Below are 25055 nucleotides of genomic sequence, written 5' to 3'. Positions count from 1 at the left end.
GAAGTTATTTCAGAACACATCCTTTCAGAACACATCCTTAATGTATCACCAGACCCTGACCCGATCTTCTGGCTTGCGATACATTCCATCACCTTCTTCCACCTCAAATGCTTCATAAAATTCATCAAGGTTGGACAATACGGCTTTGGCTCGATACTCACCCGGTGAATGCGGATCAACGACCAATTGCTGTCGAAGTGCCTGCTCACGAGTCTTGATTCGCCAGATCTGCGACCAGCCCATAAAGAAGCGCTGTTCACCGGTAAAACCATCGATTTCCGGAGATTCTTTACCGCTCAGTGACAATTGATAAGCTTTATAGGCAACACTCAAACCGCCTAAATCGCCAATATTTTCACCCAGCGTCAGCTGTCCATTAATGCTCATATCGTCAAAAGGTTTGAAGGCATTGTATTGATCCACCAGCTTGGCTCCACGAGCTTTAAACTGCTCAAGGTCTTCATCACCCCACCAGTTTCTCAAATTGCCATCACCATCATACTTAGCGCCCTGATCATCAAACCCATGCCCCAGTTCGTGGCCAATAACAGCCCCAATGGCGCCATAATTGACCGCATCATCCGCTGCCAGATTGAAAAAGGGTGGTTGAAGAATGGCTGCAGGAAATACAATTTCGTTATTGACCGGGTTGTAATAGGCGTTCACTGTCTGTGGTGTCATAAACCACTCACTGCGATCCACCGGCTTGCCGGCTTTGGCTGCCATTTTTTCATACTGCCATTGGCTTGATCGCATAAAGTTGCCAACTAGGTCATCCGGTTTTATCTCCAAAGTCGAGTAATCGCGCCATTGATCGGGATAACCAATCTTCGGTGTAAACTTACTCAGTTTGACTTTAGCGGCAAACTTGGTTGGCTCGCTCATCCAGGGTAAGTCATCAATCGAAGCCTCAAAACCATCAATAACGTTGTCCACCAACGTCGACATTCTGGCTTTGGCTTGCGGTGGGAAGTAGGTTTTTACATACTCCTTGCCTAATAATTCACCTAATACGTCATCAGCCGCATTTACACCGCGCTTCCAACGTGGTGAAGGCTCTTCAATTCCTCTTAGCGTTCTGCCATAAAAATCAAATCGGGCATTCGCATAAGACTCACTCAGAGACGATGCGTAATCATTCAGTGTATGAAAGACGAGATAAACCTTCCAAGTGGATAGATCGGTGTCGCCAATAATAACTGACAACTTCTCCAGATAGCTTGGCTGGCGAACAATCACCTGATCAACATCAACGCCAAAACCTTGCAAGTAGTCTGAAAAATTAAAATCACCGACCAATTGATTCGCATCCGCTACCGTCATTTTATTGTAGGCTTTAATCGGGTCACGCCGTTCAACCTGACTCCATTGAACGCCTGCGATTCTGGTTTCCAACGCTAATATCTTACTGGCTGATTTTTCAGGATCAGCCTGCCCAGCCAGAGTGAACAGTGCTGTAATGTAATCCAGATACTGACTACGGATCTTTTCAGATCGTTCATCCCCTTTCAGATAATAATCCCGATCAGGTAAACCCAAACCGGACTGATACACATAGAGCGCATTAATCTCTGACTGTCGTGCATCGTTATTAACGTACCAGCCTAATGGAGTAGTAATGCCTTTTGCGCCCAATTCTGCCAGAACGCCTGGCAGCTCTTCATGCGCTTCTATATCTGCAATCCGTGACAACTCATCATTCAAAGGCGCGATGCCTAACTCATTAATGCGTGCTTCATCCATATAGCTGGCGTAAAAATCACCAAGTTTTCGGGCATCGTTATCGGTCGTTGTACGCCTATTTTCTTCCGCCGATTCCAGCACTGTACGCAGAGCCTCTTGTGACGCCTCATACAGTTTACTGAATGACCCATAACGGGATTTATCTTTCGGAATCTCGGTGGTATCCAGCCACTGACCATTCACATAACGGTAAAAATCATCCTGCGGGCGGACCGTCGAGTCCATGTTCTCATACTCAATGCCCGAGACCTCAGCGACACGGGTAATGTCATTACTGCTCTTGGTCATCGCATCATTAGAGCTGACAGCACAGCCAGCCATAAACACTGAACCAGCAATGGTTGCCGCTAGCATCGTAAACTTCATAGGCTTACTCCTAAATGCCTTTATCCTTAATGCCTGTGTATTCATCAGGCACTATTTCCAAGCAATGACTCAAATCGAGATATCAGCCTATCGACTATATCCAGACTTTCATGCCAGAACTCCGGGTTTCTTATATCTTTACCCAAGTGTTTCTGTATCAATGCTTCCGAAGTCATACGTCCTGTGTCTTTTAGAATATCTAAATACTGACGCCTGAAATTACTGCCCTGTTTGTCTTTCTGCGCATACACACCCAAGCTGAACAAATAACCAAACAGATAGGGGTAGTTATAAAACGCCAACTCTGAAATAGAGAAGTGACCTTTACTGGCCCAGAACATGGAGTCATAACCAGACAAACTCTCGCCATACCAGACTTCCCAGCTGTCCGTCATCATTTGCGACAACTCAGACGCTGGCACATAACCTTCCCGCCGGGCTTCTGTTAATCGTTTTTCAAACTCGAAACGCGCAGGAATATTCACCAGAAATGAAGCAGCACTTTCAGCATCTTCCCAGGCAATTTGCAGTTTTTCCCGATCCGATTGAGCCTGTTTAAACAATTCATCTCTGACAATAGTTTCTGCAAAAATACTGGCTGTTTCTGCCAGCGTATGAGGATACTCACATTCAAAATAAGGTATGTCTCGAAGTATCCACTCATGCCATGCGTGCCCAAGCTCATGAGCCAGAGTTATGACATCCTTTATAGAACCATCCCAGGTAATAAAAATTCTCGGCTCACGAACACTTGCAAAAGACGTGCAGTAGCCTCCGGTTTCACGGTTATCCGATGCTTTGGCATCAATCCATCCTTTGTCGTACATCATACGGGCGAAATCACCCATGTCCGGATCAAACCCGTCAAAGGCTTTTGCAACCAGATTTAATGCATCGGCAAAGCCATAGTAACTGTCAGCATCAGATTCAATGGGGCAAGGCGCCAGAATATCCTGCGGCCCCAGCTTTTCAAGGCCAAGGCCTTTTGCCATTCCCACTAGCGCCCTGTGCCCTAAAGATCGACGCTGCCGTGTAGCAGACATTAAAGTATCCAGCGTCTGCCGTTCAATGCGCTGATCAAAGCAGGTAACATCCAGATAATGGAGTGGCTTCGTCTCAGAGCGCAGTTTCCGCTCCTGAAAACGCCAGCCATTAATCGCATTCAAAATAGCCGCCGCTGTTTCCTCTCTTGTGCGCCAGGCATCCTGAATGGCCTGCCAGCCCTTCAATCGTTTTTCTGCATCGTGATCACAAGTGAGATTAAAAGCCGAAGCCAGCCCAAGTTCTTTTCCATCAACAACACAACGGATGTTGCCTGACAATTCACTGTATAAACGCCCCCAACCATGTAAACCGTCCGAAGACATCGCGGCCAAAGTGACTTCTTCTTTTACGCTAAGGTCAAAATCACTTTTCTTTGCTTCCTGCTCAAACAGGAAAGCAAACTGAGTCGACTCAGGTTCTGCAAACAACTGTTGTTTTTCAGGCTCTGATAACTTGAGGACAACCGACTTTATCTGCTGAAATAGTTGCTCCAGCGTTGATTCGTACTCAGTCATCCTTACCGATAGCTTTGCACCCACTTCATCACGGGTATTCACGCTGGTAGCGGACTCCGCATACACATAAACCGTCATCTCTAAAATATAAGCCTGACTGTAAATGCATAACGCCGTACTAATCTGGCTAACAGAAGAATTGGTCTTAAGGCTTTTCACAACCTCTGAAAGCTCTGTAATCTGGGCGTCGATAGTGTCAATATCCTGCTCAATTTGAGCGTCGTCTAGTCCGGAATAAATACCGGCGTTGTCCCAGACAGGAATGGACTCATCGGATTTTACTGATAATTTCATTGTTATTTTTTCTCTGTATTTTTCTGTAGCTGCCTTCCCTGACAACGATTCCCTGACAACAATTCCCTGGTACTTATGGTCACCGGTCACCGGTCACCCAGCCATCGAGAGTGCCCCTGTTTCTTCAGCAACAACATCCTGCTGAGCCTTAAACATATCCTGATATAACCCTGTTTCTTTCAGTAGGGATTCGTGGGTCCCACGCTGCACAATCTTTCCGCGCTCCATTACCAGAATCAGGTCGGCATCTTCAATGGTATTCAGCCTGTGGGCGATAGCTAACGTCGTTCTGCTCTGTCTGAGAGTAAACAACGACTGTTTGATGGCCAGTTCTGTTTCGCTATCAACATTGGCCGTCGCCTCATCCATAATCAGAATCGCAGGGTCTTGAGCCAGAGTTCTGGCAAACGACAGAAGTTGCTTTTCACCACTGGACAATGACTGACCACGTTCTCCCATTTTTTCTTCATAGCCATCGTGAAGCTGCTCTATAAAGCCTGATGCCTGCACGAGACTGGCTGCCTCTTTTGCTTGCTGTTCCGATATCTCCTCTTTGCCCAGATGGATATTCTCGGAAATGCTGCCCTGAAACACAAAAGGCTCTTGAAAAACCAGACCAAGGCTGTCTCTCAAGGCCTTTTCAGAAAAAGAAGACAACGGTTGATCATCCACAAATACCGAGCCTTTCTGATACTGATAGAAACGCATCAACAGGTTAACAATGGAGCTTTTACCACTACCGGTATGGCCCACCAGCGCTACAAACTGCCCCGGTTCTACCGTAAAACTGATACCGTCCAGTGCCTTGTTCACACCATCATAAGAAAGCTCAACGTCCCGAAACTCGATGCGCCCCTGCTGAATGGCTTTACCACCTGGATGCTCAGGTCTGTGCTCTACTGGTTCGTCCATCAGCAGAAACACTCTTTCTGCAGACACTACTGACTGCTGCCATACCTGCATTTGCATGGTGATATGCGTCAGCGGCTCAAACATACGATCAAGGTAGTTTATAAAGGCATAGAGTAAACCGATCTCAACCGGTCCGTTCAGCGCTTGACCAGTAAAACCTCCCACCAATAATGCCAGGGCAATCATGGAAGCGAAGTGCACCATCGGACGCAACAATACGCCATTAATGATGACCAGCTTGTTCTGAATCTGCTTATACTCTTCGCAGGTATCTTCAAACTGCTGACTTACACGCTTCTGCTGTCGTAAAACCTGTATGACCGACATACCCTGTATGGATTCATTAATCCGGGTATTAATGTCGCTCAGCACGGCACGGGATGCATGAAACACCGGATGGCTGTATTTCTGATAAAGATAAATACACCCGATAATGACCGGCAAAATCCCCAGACAAAACAGTGCCAGCCGGACATCCAGCAAAAACATCGCAATAATGACGCCAATAATCGTCACAACCCCTTGTATGGTATCAGGCAATGCCTGAACGAACAGATCACGCACAGTTTCTGTGTCGTTCGTCACCCTGGAAACCAGCTTGCCGACTGGCTCCCGATCAAAAAAGACCATTGGCAAACGAAACAGGTGATTGAATACCTGACGACGAATATCGTGTACAACCGATAGCGCCACTTTTTGAAACAAGATTGCTTCAAACCAGCTCATCACTGCGGCGATAAGAGACATCCCCATAAAGCCGATTGCCAGCAACAACAGCGCATTCGAGTCCCAGCTGCGGGGAACCACATGGTCATCAATAAACGTCTTCATTATCACCGGGGCATAGAGTGAAGCTCCGGTTCCCAGCAACATAAGCAGCAAACTGAAAAGCAGTTTGCTTTTATAGGGTCTGCCATAATTCAGCAGCCTGATAAACTGCTTTTTCTTGTTATGCCTTTCCACGGCTCACTTCCTTGAAACTGTATTTTGCTACTCGACGGCTACGAAAGTACGGGAGTAGATTTATTTTTATTTATTAATTCCGGATGCTTTTATTTCCAACGCCTGACGATTAAATATCTTTGCGTACCAGCCATTTTCTGCGATCAGATCTCTGTGAGAACCCGATTCACTGATGACGCCATCATCAAGCACAACAATCTGATTGGCCCTGTTTAAGTTGGTCAGGCGTTGTGTAATCAAGACAATGGTTTTCGTATTGCCCGGCTTCATCAAATTGTCGAGAATTCTCGCTTCAGTCTGCATATCCAGAGAGCAAAAGGCGTCATCAAACAGTAAAACCTCTGCATCCAGGAGCAGAGCGCGGGCAATGGTCAATCGTTGTTTCTGTCCACCGGACAGGTTCACCCCTTTCTCTCCCAGCAGGGTTTCATAACCTTCTGTAAACTGAACAATGTCATCATGCACACAAGCCAGTCTGGCAACACGTTCAATCTCTTCCCGACTGGCAAAGGGCTTACCAAATGCGATGTTTTCCGCGATGGTTGCCGAAAACAAAAACGGCTCCTGAGACACCAGAGCAAACCGACTTCTTAATTGATCCAGCGAAAATTGCTGGTGATCGATCCCATTAATCTGAATAGTGACTGACGCGTCGTCGTATTGTCTCAACAGCAATCTGAGCAAAGTGGATTTACCACAGCCCGTTCTTCCACAAATACCGATGAACTGCCCTTTCTTCAGGTTCAATTCCAGCTTACCCAGTGCCAACTTATCAGCACCAGGATAGATAAAGTGCTTAACATCAAACCGTATATCACCATCAAGGCTATCAGTAGCCTTTACTTCCTTATCGGTTACACCCGGTTTCTCGCCCATCAGAGACTGAAGACGGTTAAGCGACGCATTACCTCTTTCCACAATGTTGAACAGCCAACCAAAAGCAAACATTGGCCAGATCAACAGGCCCAGATAAATGGTAAATGTTGTCAGCTCCCCCAACGTCATCAGGCCACTGTTAATACGCCACGCCCCAAACCCCATACTTCCCAGAATAGAAATCCCCACACAAATAGAAATGGTTGGATCAAACATCGCATCAACCCGGGCGACTTTCATATTGGCAGCAACCGTCGATTCTGATTGATGGGCAAACTTCTGCATCTGAGCACTGCTCAAATCATGGGCTCGGATTGCCCGCACGCCTGAGACCGCTTCCTGCACACGATTATTAAGATCTGAAAAAGCCTCCTGCGCCTGCTTGAATCGAGAATGCAACAACCCTGAATAAGTGAACATCAACCAGGCCATTACGGGAAACGGCAGCAAGGCCGCGACGGTCATCTCCCAGCCACACACAAGGATCATGGCAATAATCACTGCAGATCCCGCTATCATCGAATCGACCAGAGTAAGCACTCCCTCTGCCGCCGTCATTTCTATGGCCTTTACGTCATTGGTCGCATGAGCCATTAAATCGCCGGTATTGTGTCGCTGATAAAACTCCGGGGACATGTGAGTAAATTGATGAAATAAACGAAGGCGCATGACTCTGCCCAGCTCAATGGCCCCACCAAACAACATAATCCGCCAACCGTTTCTCAGGACATAAATCGCAAGACCAATAAAGGCAATAAGCAGTGATGATTGCAACACCATGGCAAATGTGACACGGTCCTGCTGCACTTCATCCACCAGTTCACCGATAATCCAGGGTGGCAAAAGCTCCGCTAAAGAAACCAGAATCAGAAAAAGCACACAAAAACTGTAACGCAACCAGTGTTTTTTGAAGAACCATCCCAGGTTCCAGAAAATAGACATTTATCCCCCTAAAGCCTTCTTACAGCGAAATATCGCTGAAAACAGGCCAAGACTTTGTTTCCGTCAGAGTCAGGTATTCCCCGGCAATGCAAAACCGATAAAGACACTAACGTCACCTGATATCAGGGAAGCCTGACGTCAAAAATAATTAATATAAAAAGAGAGATGTGTCGCTATAGAAGGGGGTTCAGCAGACCGCCCAAACCGTTCACAGCGACACGTCCATGAATGCACGCAATGGCAAACGTCGTCATAGTGATTTCTCGGGCGGTATTAATCATGAAATACTCCTTTACCTTTTTTATTATCAGCTTTTGGCCGTTTATTTGATTACCTGTCGCATAGGTTGAGGCATCAGGAATAAGTATTATTCCTGATGCCGTTTTCGCTTTCAACCGATATCAGGTAATTTTGTCAAGCAATTCTTCAAAGCGGAGGATTTGTTGATCGACAATGTCCAGGCTTTCATTCCAGAACGCTGGCTGACGAATATCCTGATCAAAGTGTTTCTCAATTAATTCCTCTGCTGTCATACGACCAGTGTCCATTAAAACGCCTCGGTAAACATCACTGAACTGATCACCGTAACGCTCTTTCTTGGCGTAAATACCCAGACTGAACAAATAGCCGAACAAGTATGGATAGTTATAGAAACTCATGCCTGAAATTGAGAAGTGTAACTTTGCTGCCCAGAAAAGTGGGTCATAGCCAGAAATACTGTCCTGATACCATTTAGCCCAACTTTCATTCATCAGCGCAGTCAGTTGACTGGCAGGAACATACCCTTCTGCTCTTGCCTCAACCAGTTTTTTCTCAAACTCAAAGCGCGCAGGAATATTGACTAGAAATGCCGATGCCCGCTCTGCATCCAACCAGGCCGTTTCGAGCCGTTCATGATCAGTACTGGCGTGTTCTGCCAGCGCGTCACGCACCAGTGTTTCTGCAAAAATGCTGGCGGTTTCAGCCAATGTTGAAGGATAAATCGTTTCACAAAACGACAAATCTTTCATAACCCAGTTATGCCAGGCATGACCCAGTTCATGAGCGAGCGTAATGACATTGCTGATAGAACCATCCCAGGTCATAAATACTCTGGGCTCACCCACTTTAGGAAACTTTGCACAATAAGCCCCCGTCGTGCGGTTATCGGATGGCTTGGCATCAATCCAGCCCTTTTTATACATGGTACGGGCAAACTCACCCATTGCCGGGTCGAGTCTTGCAAATGCATTTGCAACCAGATCGATAGAGTCGGAGAAAGTCCGATAGCCTATTGCGTCACTCTTGGCAGAAGGAAAAGGCGCGTGCAAATCCTGGGGGCCTAATTTATCCAGCCCAAGACCTTTCGCCATACCTTTCAGCGCTCTGTGCCCAATATCAAGATGCGCTTCTGTAGAACCGATAAGAGCATCCAGTGTGGACCTCTCAATCTTCTGACGATGACAACTCACATCCAGATAATGAACAGGCTCAATTTTCGAGCGCAGCTGACTTTCTTCATTTCGCCAACCATTGACGGCATTGAGTATAGCTGCTGCGGTTTCTTCGCGACTTCCCCAGGCATTTTGAATCCCATCCCATGCCTGTTTTCGTTTAACCGAATCTTGTTGCAACGTGAGATTGAATGCACTGGCGAGCCCTATTTCCTCACCGCCAACCTGGCATCGCAGCGAACCCCTCAGTTCATTATACAACCGCCACCAACTGTGCAGCCCATCAACAGAGAGCGCTGAAATAGCAACTTCTTCCTCCGTAGACAACAGGTGAACATTACGTTTTCTCTGATGTTGAAAATAGAATCGATAGCCAGCCGCGTCGTCATCAGAAAACACCTTTTCCAACAAGTCATCTGGCGCTTTCAGCAAATACTGTTTAAACGGTTTAAATGCCTGCTCAATTCTGGCGCTTAATGTGTTCGTTTTTGCATCCAGCCTGGATGCTTCATCATTTTTTGCATCAACACTACTGATTGAACTGGCAAAAGTTGAAGCCGTCCAGCAGAGAATACTGGCCTTTTCATCAAATTTAATAGCTTCAACCAAAATGCGAACCAAGTCTTCACCAGCACTGTCTTCAAGCACTAATGCTTTGTCGTTCAATGCATCACATATCGTTGAAATGGTTTCAATGTCTTGCTGGAGGGCTGGGTCATTGAAATCTTTGTAAATGTGGGTGTTATTCCAGACTGGGATGGTGTTGTCAGAATCGATACTCATATACAGCTTCTGTCTTCGTTAGGTTTTATTACTTTGGAGCTGCCCAGACAGATTAAGAATTCAGCTGAATACCGCTAAACACTTTAGCCACTATGCTAAAAATCAGATAAAAGACGATTCCCAGATAAATATACAATAACTGCGTTGTTTTTATGTAAGCTTTTGTTTGTCAGATATATTTTTGGGCTAGATGGTAAGGAAAGGCTGCCGAATGTAGGCTCTGAAGGGTATAATTCTGTACAAATATCTTGATAAAGAAGCAGCAGAAAACCAAATGCAAATCGATCACTTGGAGTCACCACTGAGAGCGCTTGAACCCGGGCAATGGCTGCACACACCGTTTCATAAAATTACCGAGCCTTATCGAGCCGCCCGTCACATCCCCGGAAGAGAGTCACTACTGCTACCGAAACTTGCTGAGCTCCATTTTTACGGTTTATTGCAGTCCATCGACAGCCTTTTCAACGCCACTCGAAGGTTAGTATCCTATCTGGAAAGGCCGCTATCAAAAGACTCGAACGATGGTCTGACATGGTCAGGAAAGCAGCCCTACAACCCCTCCATGGTAGAGAAAGTCCTGACTGCTCACCGCGTTTATTACAACTTTATCAAAATCGGCAAGGACGGGCAGACGCACGCCGTAAGGGTGGGATTGGCTAAAGCGCCCTGAAAGGGGGAGGATGTTATTTATTTTAATCCTTACCTTTAAGAGCGCTCGATCATTACAGAGTGGTTTCGTCTTTTGGCCGCCAGACATCGGCCAGGGCAGAGTTAAGATTGGCCCGATCCTGATCCAACATCGCTGCCGTCCTTCTACCGACATATTTAGAATAATTAGTATTGGAACGTAATTATCATAACCAGTGCCCAGCAAGCGACTCTATACTTGAAATAGCTTCACTCCATTTCGCCGGAGATCGGTGATAAACCAGCGGACCTATAAATTTATTGTATCGATCTTGATGGTGCGGCTGTTTAATTAAAAGAGACAGGCCATAACGCAACTCGCTGTTTGCATCACGCATAAATTCCTCGTGCTGATTACCAAACTGCTCTTGATCAATCTCTATCACTCGCTGAATCATTGATTTCAGGCTTGCTGGCGACCGCATTGATTCGTAAATCAAGTGCAGATCATAAACATGGCGGATAAGCGTTTCGTCATCTGCTCTTGAGCTGTTTCTGGCGTGAGACGCTGTTCTTCGAAGCAGGGATACAAACTTCTCACTTGCTGTTGAATTGATAGTGACACAAGCAATGTTTTGAATCTCGTTTGATTCTTTCAACTCACTCGCATAAAGAGAGCCTAGAGAAAGCTCAACCGGGTCTTCGAGCAGGATAGATTCCGTCAGGTCTAGTTGCAGGTGAGCCCTCAATGCATCCGAGCTGTCATGATCTTTAGGGTAGTTAATTAAAAACTGCTGATACTTGTTTTCGTTTCTTTTCTTTGGCGGTTGGACTAGCTCGAATTGCTCATTGTTGTCGATGATGTCGTTAATGAGTTGATGTATTTTACGTCTCAAATTTCTCTGTTGGTTTTTGGAGCGCGATCTTGTATCTCTATGTGGAACCATTTTGATATCAATATCTTCAGACATTCTAAATGTATTTTGATGTGCTTTAGCCAAGCAGGTTCCGCCAGCAAATACCAATTGGTGGCCTTCAGGCTTTAGTGTTGATATTTCTTTTAATAATTGAGTAGCCCAATAATCTTTTTCAACGATAGCTGGAATGCCAATCCCTAAGACGTCCGCTACATCTAGGAAAAGGGATGAATCAACAACACTCATTAAGCGCGAACCATTTTAAGTTCAAACCTGTCGGTGCCTATCTTGCGATTGAATCGTTCAAAAACAATCACTTCTGCGTTAGCTGGAATTTGTGTAGAGCCTGCTTGATAAGCTGCAGTAGATTTTGACGACTCCCATTTTACCCCTAGCCGAGAAAGCGCTTCTTCTGCAACCTGGGCGAATCCTCCTTTGGCGGACAACATGGGGCTGCCAGTAATTCGATTTAACCGAGCTTTCGCATAAAGGCCATAACCAACTTTTATTAGCGATCCTTCGGATATTAGCTGACGCAACACTCTGCCAATCTGGTCGTATCCGGCCAGCTTATCAAAATCCGAACGCAAAAAAACCTCCCGCCTAGAGCGGGTTATCTTGGTGGCAATTGTTATTTTTAGTGACTGGCGTTTCATAACACTCAACCAATTAAGGTAATCGCATAATAGGTAATCTAGCAAAAAAAACACTTTCAGTCAAGCAAAGATACGACATTTAAGATTTTAAAGATCTCTCATAACATGCTGATTAATATATATTAAATCATAAATGATGTCGTATTTTTGCACTCGACAATTAAAAACAAACCAGTATGTACTCGGCGCAGGCTTTGACAGGCATCTCCCGAGCCAGCATTAACAGGGCTTGTTTAAATAACAGAGTGAATTTGCCGCCTTATCTGGCCAGGGGATATTTACACGCCGAGCGCCGTGTTCTTCACATTTTGTTCTGGGCACCTGTGCGGCGGTAAAGCAATGGTGTTGGAAGAAATTGAGATGCCTTCAGGTCAACGAATTGAAATCATGGGCAGGACAGACCTTACCACAACAAGGGCATGGAAACAGGATACCACGGTCAGCTGCTGCATCAATTGTGAGCGCGTTGGGTTTTGTTGAGGTATCCAGATTCTGACTAACCAGCTTCCAGGGAGATTGCAAGCCAAGACCGAGTATAAAAACCTGATTTCCATCCATGGTAGGACACTACGTTGCAGAGGTTAAAAACGGCCTGGATTATCGCTGATGCTTCTGGATGAAATCCACACTAAAGGACGAGGAGCCTCAAATTTTAGGCGTTTTTTTATGAAGAGGCATATTCCTAACAGGGGTGGTGACAGGCAGTTTTATCGGAAAAAGTCGAACATTCGACCAGGCCCTTATGATTATTGCCGTTCAAGTGATTACGAAAAGCTTGATGTGAAATATTGGAAGGAGATCCGGCAGTGGTAGAGTCATAAAGACCTGAAGTAGACGATATCTTCGGCACAGCGTAAATCCATTTTTCCGCCTTTTGTACTTATTTTTAAGTGTAGCATGGGATTTTTGTAATACATCATCATACTGGTAGCGTAGTGGCTAACTAAATACTGTCTGTCAGTAAATAAGGAATCCCTCCCTCCCCGTGGGAGTCACACCCACCGTGGCAGAAAGAGGAGGGAGGAATATTTCATGAGCTATTGGCTACTCAAATCCTGCTGTAAAAAACCAATCCATGATTTGGCTTGCCCACTGCTGGTTTTGTACTCGGACGCTTTATTCATATAGCTGAGAGACTTCCGGGTATCTCCCAACTGATAATGCGCCATACCTGTTAAAAACAGCATTTCACCTTGTTGCTTCTCTGTCATGCCTTCAACAGGGTTATCAACCATAACCAATAACTCTTGATAGCGCTCAGAACGAGCCAGCATTCTGGCAAGTTTTACCTGTAGGCCCGGATCGGCTTTCAGCTCAAGCGCCTGATTAAAAGCATCAATTGCTTTGGCATTCTCTCTTGCATGAGACCAGAAGTTCGCCAGCTTTTTCAGATTTTCGAAATTACTTTCAACCAATCCTTCCTGCATACCTTTCGAATAAACAACGCCTGCCTGATAAGGCACCTGTTGGTAAGTCAGAAAGTTTGCCAGTTGTGTGTAGTCACTCTCTTTATCAAACAAGCCATTCCGGTAGGCTGCACGAAGTGCTGCCAATGCGGCAGCATCTCGCTTAATGGACATATTCATGCCAGAAAGCTGCAACCAGTATTGCTTCTTTTGTGGCGCTAATGTCACCAGCACTTCAAGCACATCAATGGCAGAAGGAATATCCTTCATTTCATAATGAGCTGCCAACAACAGGGTGTACCAGGACTCGGGTGGGGAATCTGAAGCAGCAATCGCATTCTCTGCTGGTTCAATCACTTTGCCCCACTGCTGCATCCTTGAATAACCGTTTGCCAGCATGATCCAGGCACGGGCAGGTATCTCTACATTGTCATCAAGATTCGACATCCAGATTTTCAACTGGTCAATGCCTTCAGGGTATTTACCCTTCATCATCAACAATTGCGCCAGGTTATAGCGAACCTGCTGCGCAGCTGGCAAATGCAGAGCATCATCGGCAAGTGCAGACCGGAAGTAACTAATCGCTTTATCGTATTGTTCCTGATTGGCAAACACGACACCCAGCATCTGATTGATCGCAGCCTTGTCGTATTTGCTGCTCTGCACCTTGGCAAGCACATGCTCAAGGCTCTGGCGGGCAGAGGCATAATCGTCTTCTGCCATCTGTTCCTGAGCTTTGAGAATGTATTTATAAGTAATCTGCCGAAGCTCAGGCGCTTTTTTTGGAGCGGCCATGGCAAGCGGAGCGCTGATCCCCGCCAGCAATACAGAAACCATAGCCGTCTTTTTAAGACCTAACGTTATTCTGTTCATGGTTTACTCCAGCACAAACTCATATTCCTGCTGCTGTGTACGTGCCACAGCAACCCCATCTTCCATCGCTGGTTTAAACTTCCATTTCAGGGCAGCCTTTTTAATCGCCTTACCAAAGCCTTTACCTCTCGGTTTTTCTTTGACAATTTTGACATCAGATACCCGGCCATCGGCATTCACCGTGTACTGAAAGACTACCGATCCACCAACGCCACGTTGCAAAGCCTTACGTGGGTACATGGGACTGAACTTATTCAATGGAACAGGTCCACCACCGGCAGAAACACCACCAGAAGCGTACAAACCAGCACCGTCGCCTACTGCCAGATCAAGATCCACATCAACCTGTGGTACTTCCATCTTCACCTGTTCGATCACAGGTTTGTCCACCTGCTGTGAGATTTTCATCTCCGGTGGTGGCGGTGGCCGTTTAGGCTGCGGTTTTGGAATTTCCCGCTTTTTCTCTTTTATGGTTTCCGGACGCTGTAAGCGAATGAACTCACTGATCCGGTTATCGTCTGCATCGACCAGTTCATGGCGGTTGTTGTTGACCAGGGCGTTCATCACTGCGAACAACCCCAGTGCCACCACAAATCCCAGACCGAGTGCTGCTAAATAACGCATACGCACCTCTTACCTTCTGGTTTTTATGGTTCCCGTGCAGAAATGGAGATGCTGTAAACACCCGCCAGTCTCACCTGATCCATGACTTCTACGACAATGCCTGATTCGGACTTCTTATCCGCCTGTATCACTACCGCACCCTCAGGGTTTTCCGCCTTCAAACGCTCAACGTTGGCCCGAACCGCACCCACTTCGACACGACGTTTGTCAATCCAGACAGCGCCTGTATCACTGACGGCAATCATGATATTGCCTTTCTTTACCACCTGGGCGGAGTTCGCCGTTGGGCGGTTAACATCAATACCAGCTTCTTTAATAAACGACGTAGTCACAATGAAAAAGATCAGCATGATAAACACGATGTCCAGCATCGGTGTCATATCAATCCCTGCATCTTCCTGTGCGCCGTTGCTATAGCGTCTTCTCATTATTCTTTCCTCCCACCCGATGACCTGCTTGGGGAGCAGCAGGCCATCGGGCTGAGATTTAAGCTGTATTCACTGCACCTCGCCCGGACAGTAAACACAACTTTATATTGCCTCTGCCGTATAGCTTCCTGACGATGGAAGTAGCTACAGCCCTATTAGTGTCACAGTCCAATTAGTGTCACAGCCCAATTAATGCTGCATGGAGTCTGCGACTTTATGGGTTACCCGGTTGGCACGCTTTTCGAGCAATGCACTGAAATACAGACCGGAGAGTGCTGCCACCATTCCCGCCATGGTGGGAATCGTCGCTTTGGAAATACCCGATGCCATGGCCCGTGGGCTGCCGGTACCGGTAACTGCCAGCACATCAAATACCTGAACCATGCCCACTACTGTTCCCAGCAGACCCAATAATGGGCAAAGAGCTATCAAGGTTTTGATCATAGGCAGCCCCTGCTGCGCACTCAAAGAAACCTCAGAGATCATGGCAATGCGAATATGCCGCGCCCGCCAGGACAATTTGTCCGACCGGTTCTGCCATTGATCAATGGTTTCCTTAACCACCTTAGGACAATCAATATAAAAGAACAGATAACGCTCAATCACTAACACCCAGAGAACCAGAGTCAGTAAAAACAACATCATCAGTACATCGCCGCCCATACCAAGAAAGCGGCGAATGGATTCAATTTCTTCCAGTAACCAGTACATAGGTTACTCCTTACGCTGGCTGAGCAGTGCTAACTGCTTCTGTCGCGCGAACATTGCGTACGCCGGTGTTCAAATCCTTTTCCTGGTGCTGGGCAATAAAGCCGGCACTCTGTTCTTCAAGAACCTGAATCAAACGACGACTCTTGCTCTGAACAAGACTGTGGGCGAACAGTGTAGGAATCGCCACTACCAGACCCAGCATGGTCGTTACCAACGCCTCGGAGATACCATTTGCCATCAGTTTAGGGTCACCGGTACCAAAGAGAGTAATGGCCTGGAATGTGGCAATCATGCCAACAACCGTACCCAACAGCCCCAACAGAGGAGCAACAGATGCAATCAGTTTGATACCACCGACACCGCGTTCAATAGAAGGCGCTGCACGCATGATGATTTCGTCCAGCTTCAACTCCAGGGTTTCCAGATCAGCTTCCCGGTTTTCCTGATAAGTTTTCATGATGTCGCCCAACGGATTACCGTCAATAATCTGATCGGTTTTCTGTTGCTTACTAACACCTTGACCAATACGGGTCAGATTAACAAAGCAGGCTCCTGCCAGAAGAAGACCAAAGGCACCGAGTGCAAGAATCACATAACCAACCACACCGCCCTGATCAATTCGCTCACCAATACTTGGGCTTTGAACCAGCAGAGAAAGAATCTGCCCCCGCGAAGGATCAACATAAAAAGGTGCATACCCTTCTTTTGCTTCTTCAAGATCATCAACCGAAGAGAGAATACTGGAAGATGGCTGACGGGAGAGCTCTTGGAATTTACCCACCGCAGGTGAGTACGTCAGGTATTTACCCTCTGATATGGCGTTAAAACTGCCAACACGAATTATGTCTTTTTGTGCCTCATCACCTTCGCCGTAAATCACGGTGGCTGGCATTTTGGTTACACGACCAGATTCAACCATCTCACGAAGCACTTCGTGCCAAAACTGTTCCAGTTTTCCTGTGGTTGGCAGTTTTTTACTTTCTGCCATCTCCGCCATAAAGGCGGTTCTTTCTGGAAACTGTGCAGTGATCATGGAGGCTTCAAAAATGCCTTTGTTATCACCAGCAAACTGTCGTACAACGCCAAAGAGTTCTTTCAGTTCTCCAGAACGGATATCCAGAGTGTTCTGAGTTTCTTTCAGAACTTTCTCGTTATCATCGGACTGCTTGAGCAATTGATCACTCAGGCTCTCCTGAGCTTTAAGCTCTGCTTTTGCTTCTGCCAGTAACCGCTGCTGTGAGTTTTTATCACTTAAAAACCGCGTTTCACGCGCCTTATTTTCACGACTTTCGGTGACACTGTCCGCTTTGATTTTATTGAGAAGGTCTTGCAATGCAGCAGCACCTTCGTTGGCACTGGCTGAAAATGTCAGGCCTAGCCCCAGGGAAATAACTAACGGTTTAACCATTGACCGGGTCATGGCTTTAGTAAGCGAGGTAATGTACTTCATTATGCATCCTCCGCAGCGCGAACCGGCAATTTGATCAGGTTATGGGGCGCCTGCTTACGGGCAATTTTCAGCCCCTGGTTAACACCGGCACGATAATTATCCGGGAGTACTTCCCAGTCGCGGGTTTCGCTGTTCCACTGGCCCGTTTCATCACCATCCAGTGATTGATAGAGCAGCGCCATTCGACCTATGCGCAGGAAGTTATAGGTGCGAGTTGCATCACCTTCACCAAGGCTGGCTTCATAAGCCTCGATGGTACGACCAAAGTCGTTTTCAATTTGATAGGCTTCAAGAATTTTGCGGTATTTTTCGGAGGTCGTAACGTTCGGGCTATCCATGGTCTCACGGAGACGGGCGACACGATCAGTACGTTCTTCCAGCTGAAAGGGCACATCAAGTGCGATAAAGCTTTCCAGACCATCCACCATTTTCAGCATCAGTGGCGTAATTTCGATATTAGTCTGATCCAGCGTTTCGATCTGAGCCAGCATGGATTCAATTTCTGCCTGCTGGGCATTGACCACTTTCTGCAGCTGTCGGTTGTAAACAGTTAATGCTTCAACCTGACGAATGGTGCTTTTGTAATCCGCCAGAAGCTCTTGCGTCTGATCAGAAATTTTATTCACCTTCGCTTGAGAACGTTGCGAGGCCTTATCGGTTTTCTGTTGTGTAGTCAGCGCACTGCTCAAAGGGTCCTGAGCAAATGCAGAGGGAATCATTATTGAAGCGGACAACGCAGTGCTGAGTACCAGCGTGCTGCACAGGCCTTTTACCTTGTGGGTGGTTTTATTCTTATCCATGGACTGCCATTTCCCATGTATGTTTTTGTTAATTCCGAAGGCTGACTCCCATGCTGCGCGTGGGAGTCAGTATCGGTTTATGGTATGAACTCCCACGGAAAACCGTGGGAGTCAGGTCAGGCTACTAGAACGTATGCTTCATCTCAGCATAAACAAATCTGCCTGTTGGGCTATACAGAGCCTGATTATACCAAGGCCACTGAGTTTCTTTAGAGAATGGAGGTTCTTCATCTGTGGCATTCTTAACACCGGCAAGTACTTTTGTACCAGTGTGGAATTCATAACCTAACTGAAGATCCAGCGTTGTATAAGACTTAACTTCTTCAGTGTTTTCGAAGTCACAGCCGGAGCTGCGTCCACTGCCGTTATCATCATAGCTACCAATGTATTTCACAGTAGCATTACCACTCCAGGCTTCACGCTTCCAGTTCATACCAAGAGAAGATTTCCACTCAGGCTCACCGTAAGTACCAGCTTCTTCACATAGCACACCACTCAAGCCTTTACTGCGCTTAAACGACATAAGATGAGTTGTATCCCAACGGAAATCAAACTGGCCTAAGTCTGTAGGCAGGCTATAGTTGACAGCAATATCCAGCCCTTTACCGCGCTCTTCTGCAACATTCTGATAAGTATCCGTAATCTGGGATCCACTCTCCTTGCCACCTAACTGACCAGAAGGATTACGGTCTACATACTCACCACCAAACCCATCTTCATTATTCAGGATTTCCTGAGCACCGATAGTTGTAATCTTATCTTCGACGGTGATGTCCCAGTAGTCCACAGATGCAGAGAGCTGATCAGTCACACTCCAAACCACTCCAAAGTTAAGAGACTTAGACTCTTCTGCATCCAAATCTTCATTACCACCAGAGACAGAGTAAACTTCTTTCTTCTTACAAGCCTGAGCTACCTCATCTGCAGTGCCGCCAGAATTTTTGGTCTCATTACACACCTTGGTGTCAATAACCTTTTGAACACCTTCACTCTTCCCAAGGTACAGTTCCTTAAGATCAGGGGCCTTAAAACCGGTTGCAACACTTGCACGTATCAACAACTCATCCATAGGGCGCAATCCAGCCGACAACTTACCTGTCACAGAATCACCAAAGTCATTGTACTTGTCATAGCGGACAGCAGTACCAAGCTCAAGCATATCCACAGGATTATATGCAAACTCCAGATACGATGCAGTCACCTTCCTGTCACCACCACCGTTACCAGATGCGCCACCGATGATGTCGTCATAATTTTCAGTGGTCTGATCGAAATATTTCTCTTTTCTTGCTTCAAGGCCGTATGCCCAACCAAGATCAAGATCATCCAAATAACCATCAGCACGGAGGTTTGCAAAAGAAAGCTTCAACTCACCTTCCCGCTCTGGGGACTGCTGATATTTAGCAACCGTTTCAGCACTGTTTGCACTTGGATCGAATGGGTTAATATCTCCATTCGCAACGCCTGCTTCCATATCAGCCCGGTACAACTGACCATTAATACCCTTCTGTAAACCTTTAGTCACACTATGACCAGCCTCTGCCGACCAGTTAATGTCGCCAGCAAAAAACAGATCGGTCAATGAACCGGTCACACCAAAGACACCTTCAGCAGTTGTATTGGTATTTTCTTTTTCCCGCTTACCAAATTCATTCCAGCGTCGAGCAACAAAAACCTTATCCCCCACAGCTACACCTGACAATCCCGAAACATATGGTAAGTACTCATTTGTGACTTCCACTTCCAAAAAGCCAGGAGCCGCAGCATTAGACGTAATTGTTTTTGATTTTGCATATCGAAGTTGAGCAAAACCTGTCAACTCGTCATTAAAGTCGTGCTCAACGATACCAAACACACCATATCGTTCAGTTTCAGGAATCAGCTGATAATCGCTGGAATAATCATACAAACACTCCGTACCCGCTGCTGCATTTGAAGATGGCTGAGTGTTTTCTGGAGCACAATCCGACGGAGCAGCCGCTTCAGAGAAATCGGTTTTAAATACTGATGAGGGGTAGCCGTATGCACTTCGACCATCAATGCCATTCTTCACAGCCGAATTGGAATAGTCCCGGTCTGTAGCCTTAACGATACCCTGCTTAAAGACATCTGCCGTAAAAAGAACACGGGTGTTATCATTACTTGCACCCGTAACAATTGAAAGCGCATCCTGGCCACCATCAGACTCACCAGAAATGCCTTTTTTCAAGCTAACAGTTGCTCCTTCATACTCAGTACGAGTAATGATATTAATAACCCCTGCCACTGCATCCGAGCCATAGATAGCAGATGCACCATCATTAAGAACTTCAATCCTCTCCACAGCCGCAGAAGGAAGTTGATTAACATCAACGAACGTAGAAGAAATTGGGTTATCGGGCAGACGCCTTCCATTCAGCAAAATCAGCGTAGCATCATTGCCAAATCCACGGTAATTCAGGCCGGAAGCACCAGCAACCTGAGACAATGTTTCATTTTCGGTAATCATGCTCGGCCCCATTAGCATTGGGGACTCTTTCAGAAATTCAGCAATTGTTGCAGCACCTGAGCTCTCAATGGCTTCACGGTCAAATACAACTACCGGTGTTGAACCCTCAACATCCACCCTCGAGATCCGAGACCCGGTCACCTGGATTTTCTCCAGCTTCTCAACCGATTCCTCATTTGCAAACGCTGCCGTGGAGGCAAGCGTAGAACTTATAGCCACAGCTACAGCTGTGCTTAGCACCGTCCTTCTAAACATGTTTTATCCTTGCTCACTTGTTGTGTTTATTATGGCCAGCTTGAGCTTTTGGCTCCCTGCCTGTACACCGCCATGGCGGGCTACGCTCTACTACATCATCTCCAGATGGAGACATCCCCTTTGTAGCTCCCCTGTCCGATTCAGGTTTATGCCTTCACCGGACTATTGGCCTGTCACCAATTTATACTGCAGTTGTCCGTTAAACGTGTGCAGCTTCTTCTTATTTCCACTTCTTTCAATGCATTCACATTGATAAACACGTCAGAGCAAGTACCATTCCAATTTTCACGCGCCGCCAAAAACTGGAATAAAATACCTTCACATGGACGTATTTATATTTCTTCTATGCGACAGGTAAGCGCACTGTAATTTTTTTTAAAGAGAAAAATCAACCAACCAGTTCAAAAAAATAGGTATTTTTACTTAACTCAGCCATTAAAAGGTCATTTAACTATAATATTCCTGTAATAAAAGCATTTTATCCTGAACATTTTTTGCTCTACTTCCACATTCTCAAAACTCCCGCTTGCACCAAATTAGCGCAAAACACCCTCTCTGCTGCACCAATAAGCGTCAGCAGACGTTTGATTTATGTAAAGATGACGAGATAAGCATAAATACGTACAATCCGTTGACAGCTGATTAGCCGACATCACGGCTATCTCTAGAAAATGTATGCGTTTCTGGCTCAACATCTGCTTAACGCATGGCGAACGGAAGCCCACTGGCTCTGACCACCGATAACAATAAAGAGAGAAATCATGCCGCAAAGCACCACAACAAAGTGGGCCGCTATCCTGACTGCAGCTTTACTGCTTTCGGGATGCTCAGGCCCCTGGAATGACCCGAATCCGGCCGTGGATTCAGAAGAGATCACCTACTTTGGCAGTTTCATTACCCGCCCCAAGCATCTGGACCCTGTCCGCTCTTACAGTGCGGAAGAAAAGCTGTTTATTGACCAGATTTACGAACCACCTCTGCAATACCACTTCCTCAAGCGGCCTTATGAGCTGTCGCCAGCAACCGCATCAGCAATGCCGACACTGACGTTTCTTGACGATGATTTAAACCTGATTCCGGACGACAGTCAGGATGTTGCTTACAGTCTGATTACTATACGACTAACGCCGGGTACCAGGTATCAGCCACACCCGGCGCTCGCTGAAGATAATCAGGGTAAGCCTGTTTATTTGTTCAGCAGTATTGAAGAAGGTGAACAGTACAAACTACTGAGCGACTTCCCAATCACCGGCACACGGGAATTAAAAGCTGATGATTACATCTACCAAATCAAGCGAATGGCGGATCCGGTCAACAAATCACCTCTGCTCGGTTTGATGACCGATTACATCGTTGGCATGAAAGATTTTGGTGCATGGGCAAAAGAAAATCGTAAAGAAGAGCAGTGGCTCGACCTTCGTGCTCAACCGATGGCAGGCTTAACCAAAGTAGACGACTATACCTTCTCTATTCGCATTGAAGGGATCTACCCACAGTTTCAATACTGGCTGGCCATGCCTTTCTTTGCGCCTATTCCCTGGGAAGCGGACCGGTTTTACCACAACCCCGGCTTCCCGGATCGTAACCTGACTCTGGACTGGAACCCCATCGGTACCGGGGCCTTTATGATGACGGTGAACTCACCTAATCGTGAAATCATTCTTGAGCGCAATCCGAATTTCCGTAATGAGCTCTACCCCTCCGAAGGTTCCGGTGATGATCAGGAACGAGGCTATCTCGCCGATGCTGGTAAGCCACTGCCGTTTATTGACAAAGCCATCTTCCGCCATGAAAAAGCAGCCACATCCATGTGGAGCAAGTTTACCCAGGGTTACTATGATCGCTCCGGCGATGGTGACCCAAACATCAACACCGCTACCTTCGACCAGGCGTTTACCGTTGGCCCTGAAGGGCTTGAGCTGACGCCAGAACTGGAAAAACGCGACATTATTGTGGATGAAGAAATTCGTCCTTCGCTTTACTATACCGGCTTCAATATGGTCGACCCGGTGGTTGGTGGGTACACAGAAGATAAACGAAAACTGCGCCAGGCCATCAGCATCGTTTATAACGATCAGGAATACATCGATATTTTCCGCAACGGTATTGGCCAGGTTGCCCAGGGGCCGATTCCACCAGGTTTGTATGGCTATACAGAAGGTGAAGAGGCAACCAACCCCTACATTTTTGACTGGGATCCGGCCACCAAAACACCGAAAAGAAAGTCCATAGAATACGCTAAGCAACTGCTGGCCGAAGCGGGCTACCCCAATGGACGACACCATGAAACCGGCAAACCCCTGATCCTCTATATGGATACCACCTCTGCAGACAGCAGCCCAAGAGCTGACTGGATCAAAAAGCAGCTGGCGAAGATGGGTGTCCAACTTGAGTTCCGCACCACGGACTATCCTCGTTTCAAAGAAAAGATGCGACAAGGCAATACTCAGATGTTTGGCTGGGGATGGTTGGCGGATTACCCAGACCCGGAAAACTTCCTGTTCTTGTTGGACAGTCGTCAGGGATTGGTCAAATGCCAATGTGCCGGCAGTAACTCAACAAATTATGACAACCCGGAATTTGATCGTTTATACGACAAAGTAAAGGCACTTTCCAATGGGCCGGAAAGACTGGATGCCATCAACCAAATGGTCGCCATTGTTCAAAAAGACAGCCCATGGATCTGGGGATTCAATAACAAAGAGTATTACCTCTCCAACCAGTGGGTCTATAACACCAAACGTCACGGTATCAATCAGGGCACATTGAAGTATGTGCGCGTTGATCCGGTGCTCAGAGAACAAAAACAAAAAGAATGGAACAAACCTGTTGTATGGCCATTGATGGCCAGCATTGGCTTACTGTTCTTGTTAATCGTTCCTGGTGTCAGGGCTTATCGCCGCAGGCAGAAACTGACGATTGATGCCGGTTAAGTACCCGACTACCACCTGGAAAGAGAATAAAAATATGTTTTCCTACATCATTAGAAGACTGTGTTACGCCATTCCAATTCTTATTGGCGTAAACCTGCTGACGTTTATTTTATTTTTTATTGTCAATACGCCTGAAGACATGGCAACGGCTCACCTTGGTGACAAGTACGTTACCGAAGAAGCTGTGCAGGAATGGATTGCGGAGAAAGGGTATGACCAGCCTCTGTTCGTCAATGGCGATGCTGATGGACTGGGCACTCTCACCGACACCATCTTTTTTAACAAGTCGTTAAAGTTGTTTGCTTTTGATTTTGGTACTTCCGATGCCGGCAGAAGTATTCAGTCGGATGTTCTTGAACGGATGGGCCCAAGCCTGGCACTGGCTTTACCCACTTTTTTCATTGGGATCTTTGTTAATATCTCAGTAGCCCTGATGGTATTGATGTTCCGCGGCAGCAATCTGGATCGCTTTGCCGTGGTGGTGTTTGTCACCCTGATGTCTATCTCTTACCTGTTCTACATTATTTTCGGCCAGTACTACATGGCGAAAATGTCTCGCCTGTTTCCGGTGTCCGGTTTTAATGATGGTATAGACGGCTGGCGTTTTCTAATACTGCCCATTGTTATAGGAGTGATCTCCGGTATCGGCGCCAGTGCCCGTTGGTACCGCTCGCTGTTTATAGAAGTTTCCGGACAGGATTTTGCCAGAACCGCTCGCGCTAAAGGAGTCAGCGAAGCGGGTGTGTTATTCCGCCATATTCTGCCGAACACCATGCTACCCATTCTTACCGGGGTCGTCGTTGTGATTCCTGTGTTGTTTATGGGCAGTCTTGTTATGGAATCATTCTTCAGTATTCCAGGCCTTGGCAGCTATCTTCTGGACGCCATTCGCGCACAGGATTTCGCCATTGTCAGAGCGATGGTCTTTCTCGGCTCTGTGCTGTACATCATCGGTTTGATTCTGACCGATATTTCATACACCTGGGCAGATCCCCGGGTTCGATTGAGCTAAACAG

17 protein-coding genes are annotated in these 25055 nt (G+C 46.6%); 3 read left to right on the top strand and 14 right to left on the bottom strand.

Annotation, left to right across the window (positions count from 1 at the left end):
- Nucleotides 1–45 precede the first annotated feature (45 nt).
- The 5 genes from Q1B11_RS06550 to Q1B11_RS06530 all read right to left on the bottom strand — a co-directional run bounded on the left by Q1B11_RS06550 (nucleotide 46) and on the right by Q1B11_RS06530 (nucleotide 9871).
- Entirely contained in the window at nucleotides 46–2109 is a 2064-nt protein-coding gene (locus Q1B11_RS06550; protein WP_299729456.1) for a M13 family metallopeptidase, read from the bottom strand.
- Nucleotides 2110–2153: 44 nt separating this feature from the next.
- Nucleotides 2154–3962, bottom strand: a complete 1809-nt coding sequence (locus Q1B11_RS06545; RefSeq protein ID WP_299729453.1) for a M3 family oligoendopeptidase — start codon at nucleotides 3960–3962, stop codon at nucleotides 2154–2156.
- A gap of 93 nt (nucleotides 3963–4055) precedes the next feature.
- Nucleotides 4056–5837 carry an ABC transporter transmembrane domain-containing protein gene (locus Q1B11_RS06540; RefSeq protein ID WP_299729450.1) on the bottom strand — a complete coding sequence of 594 codons (1782 nt, stop codon included), beginning with the start codon at nucleotides 5835–5837 and terminating at the stop codon, nucleotides 4056–4058.
- Nucleotides 5838–5903: 66 nt separating this feature from the next.
- The gene (locus Q1B11_RS06535) at nucleotides 5904–7655 is read right to left on the bottom strand and encodes an ABC transporter transmembrane domain-containing protein (RefSeq protein ID WP_299729447.1); all 1752 of its coding nucleotides are present in this window, start codon (nucleotides 7653–7655) and stop codon (nucleotides 5904–5906) included.
- Nucleotides 7656–8056: 401 nt separating this feature from the next.
- Nucleotides 8057–9871, bottom strand: coding sequence for a M3 family oligoendopeptidase (locus Q1B11_RS06530; protein ID WP_299729444.1), 1815 nt, complete (start codon nucleotides 9869–9871; stop codon nucleotides 8057–8059).
- Between the two features lie 274 nt (nucleotides 9872–10145).
- On the opposite strand from Q1B11_RS06530, the gene Q1B11_RS06525 reads away from it, so the two are divergent.
- Nucleotides 10146–10541: a hypothetical protein gene (locus tag Q1B11_RS06525; RefSeq protein WP_299729441.1), complete on the top strand. Its 396-nt coding sequence runs from the start codon at nucleotides 10146–10148 to the stop codon at nucleotides 10539–10541.
- Between the two features lie 184 nt (nucleotides 10542–10725).
- On the opposite strand, the gene Q1B11_RS06520 is transcribed toward Q1B11_RS06525, so the two are convergent.
- The 9 genes from Q1B11_RS06520 to Q1B11_RS06480 form a co-directional block, all read right to left on the bottom strand.
- Nucleotides 10726–11661: a nucleotidyl transferase AbiEii/AbiGii toxin family protein gene (locus Q1B11_RS06520; protein ID WP_299729438.1), complete on the bottom strand. Its 936-nt coding sequence runs from the start codon at nucleotides 11659–11661 to the stop codon at nucleotides 10726–10728.
- Nucleotides 11661–12005: an S-adenosylhomocysteine hydrolase gene (locus tag Q1B11_RS06515; protein WP_299729435.1), complete on the bottom strand. Its 345-nt coding sequence runs from the start codon at nucleotides 12003–12005 to the stop codon at nucleotides 11661–11663. Before Q1B11_RS06515 ends, Q1B11_RS06520 begins: the two co-directional genes overlap by 1 nt.
- 1103 nt (nucleotides 12006–13108) lie before the next feature.
- On the bottom strand, nucleotides 13109–14350 hold the full coding sequence (locus Q1B11_RS06510) for a tetratricopeptide repeat protein (protein WP_299729432.1): 1242 nt from the start codon (nucleotides 14348–14350) through the stop codon (nucleotides 13109–13111).
- Nucleotides 14351–14353: 3 nt separating this feature from the next.
- Nucleotides 14354–14974: an energy transducer TonB gene (locus Q1B11_RS06505; protein WP_299729429.1), complete on the bottom strand. Its 621-nt coding sequence runs from the start codon at nucleotides 14972–14974 to the stop codon at nucleotides 14354–14356.
- 23 nt (nucleotides 14975–14997) lie between these two features.
- A complete protein-coding gene (locus Q1B11_RS06500; protein ID WP_299729426.1) occupies nucleotides 14998–15402 on the bottom strand; it encodes a biopolymer transporter ExbD in 405 nt (134 codons plus the stop codon).
- A 189-nt stretch (nucleotides 15403–15591) separates the two neighbouring features.
- Nucleotides 15592–16113 (bottom strand): MotA/TolQ/ExbB proton channel family protein, encoded by a 522-nt coding sequence (locus Q1B11_RS06495; RefSeq protein ID WP_299729423.1) that lies wholly within the window; start codon nucleotides 16111–16113, stop codon nucleotides 15592–15594.
- Nucleotides 16114–16123: 10 nt separating this feature from the next.
- The gene (locus tag Q1B11_RS06490) at nucleotides 16124–17563 is read right to left on the bottom strand and encodes a MotA/TolQ/ExbB proton channel family protein (protein ID WP_299729420.1); all 1440 of its coding nucleotides are present in this window, start codon (nucleotides 17561–17563) and stop codon (nucleotides 16124–16126) included.
- Nucleotides 17563–18363 carry a DUF3450 domain-containing protein gene (locus Q1B11_RS06485; protein WP_299729417.1) on the bottom strand — a complete coding sequence of 267 codons (801 nt, stop codon included), beginning with the start codon at nucleotides 18361–18363 and terminating at the stop codon, nucleotides 17563–17565. Before Q1B11_RS06485 ends, Q1B11_RS06490 begins: the two co-directional genes overlap by 1 nt.
- A 124-nt stretch (nucleotides 18364–18487) precedes the next feature.
- Nucleotides 18488–21106 carry a TonB-dependent receptor gene (locus tag Q1B11_RS06480; RefSeq protein WP_299729414.1) on the bottom strand — a complete coding sequence of 873 codons (2619 nt, stop codon included), beginning with the start codon at nucleotides 21104–21106 and terminating at the stop codon, nucleotides 18488–18490.
- A 761-nt stretch (nucleotides 21107–21867) separates the two neighbouring features.
- On the opposite strand from Q1B11_RS06480, the gene Q1B11_RS06475 reads away from it, so the two are divergent.
- The gene (locus Q1B11_RS06475) at nucleotides 21868–24039 is read left to right on the top strand and encodes an ABC transporter substrate-binding protein (protein WP_299729411.1); all 2172 of its coding nucleotides are present in this window, start codon (nucleotides 21868–21870) and stop codon (nucleotides 24037–24039) included.
- A gap of 34 nt (nucleotides 24040–24073) precedes the next feature.
- Entirely contained in the window at nucleotides 24074–25051 is a 978-nt protein-coding gene (locus tag Q1B11_RS06470; RefSeq protein ID WP_299729407.1) for an ABC transporter permease, read from the top strand.
- Nucleotides 25052–25055 lie beyond the last annotated feature (4 nt).

Origin of the sequence: uncultured Endozoicomonas sp. (assembly GCF_947495845.1) — a bacterium.
Classification (GTDB): Bacteria; Pseudomonadota; Gammaproteobacteria; order Pseudomonadales; family Endozoicomonadaceae; genus Endozoicomonas.
The sequence above is the reverse complement of the archived record's forward strand: the minus strand, read 5'-3'. Positions and strand labels throughout refer to the sequence as shown.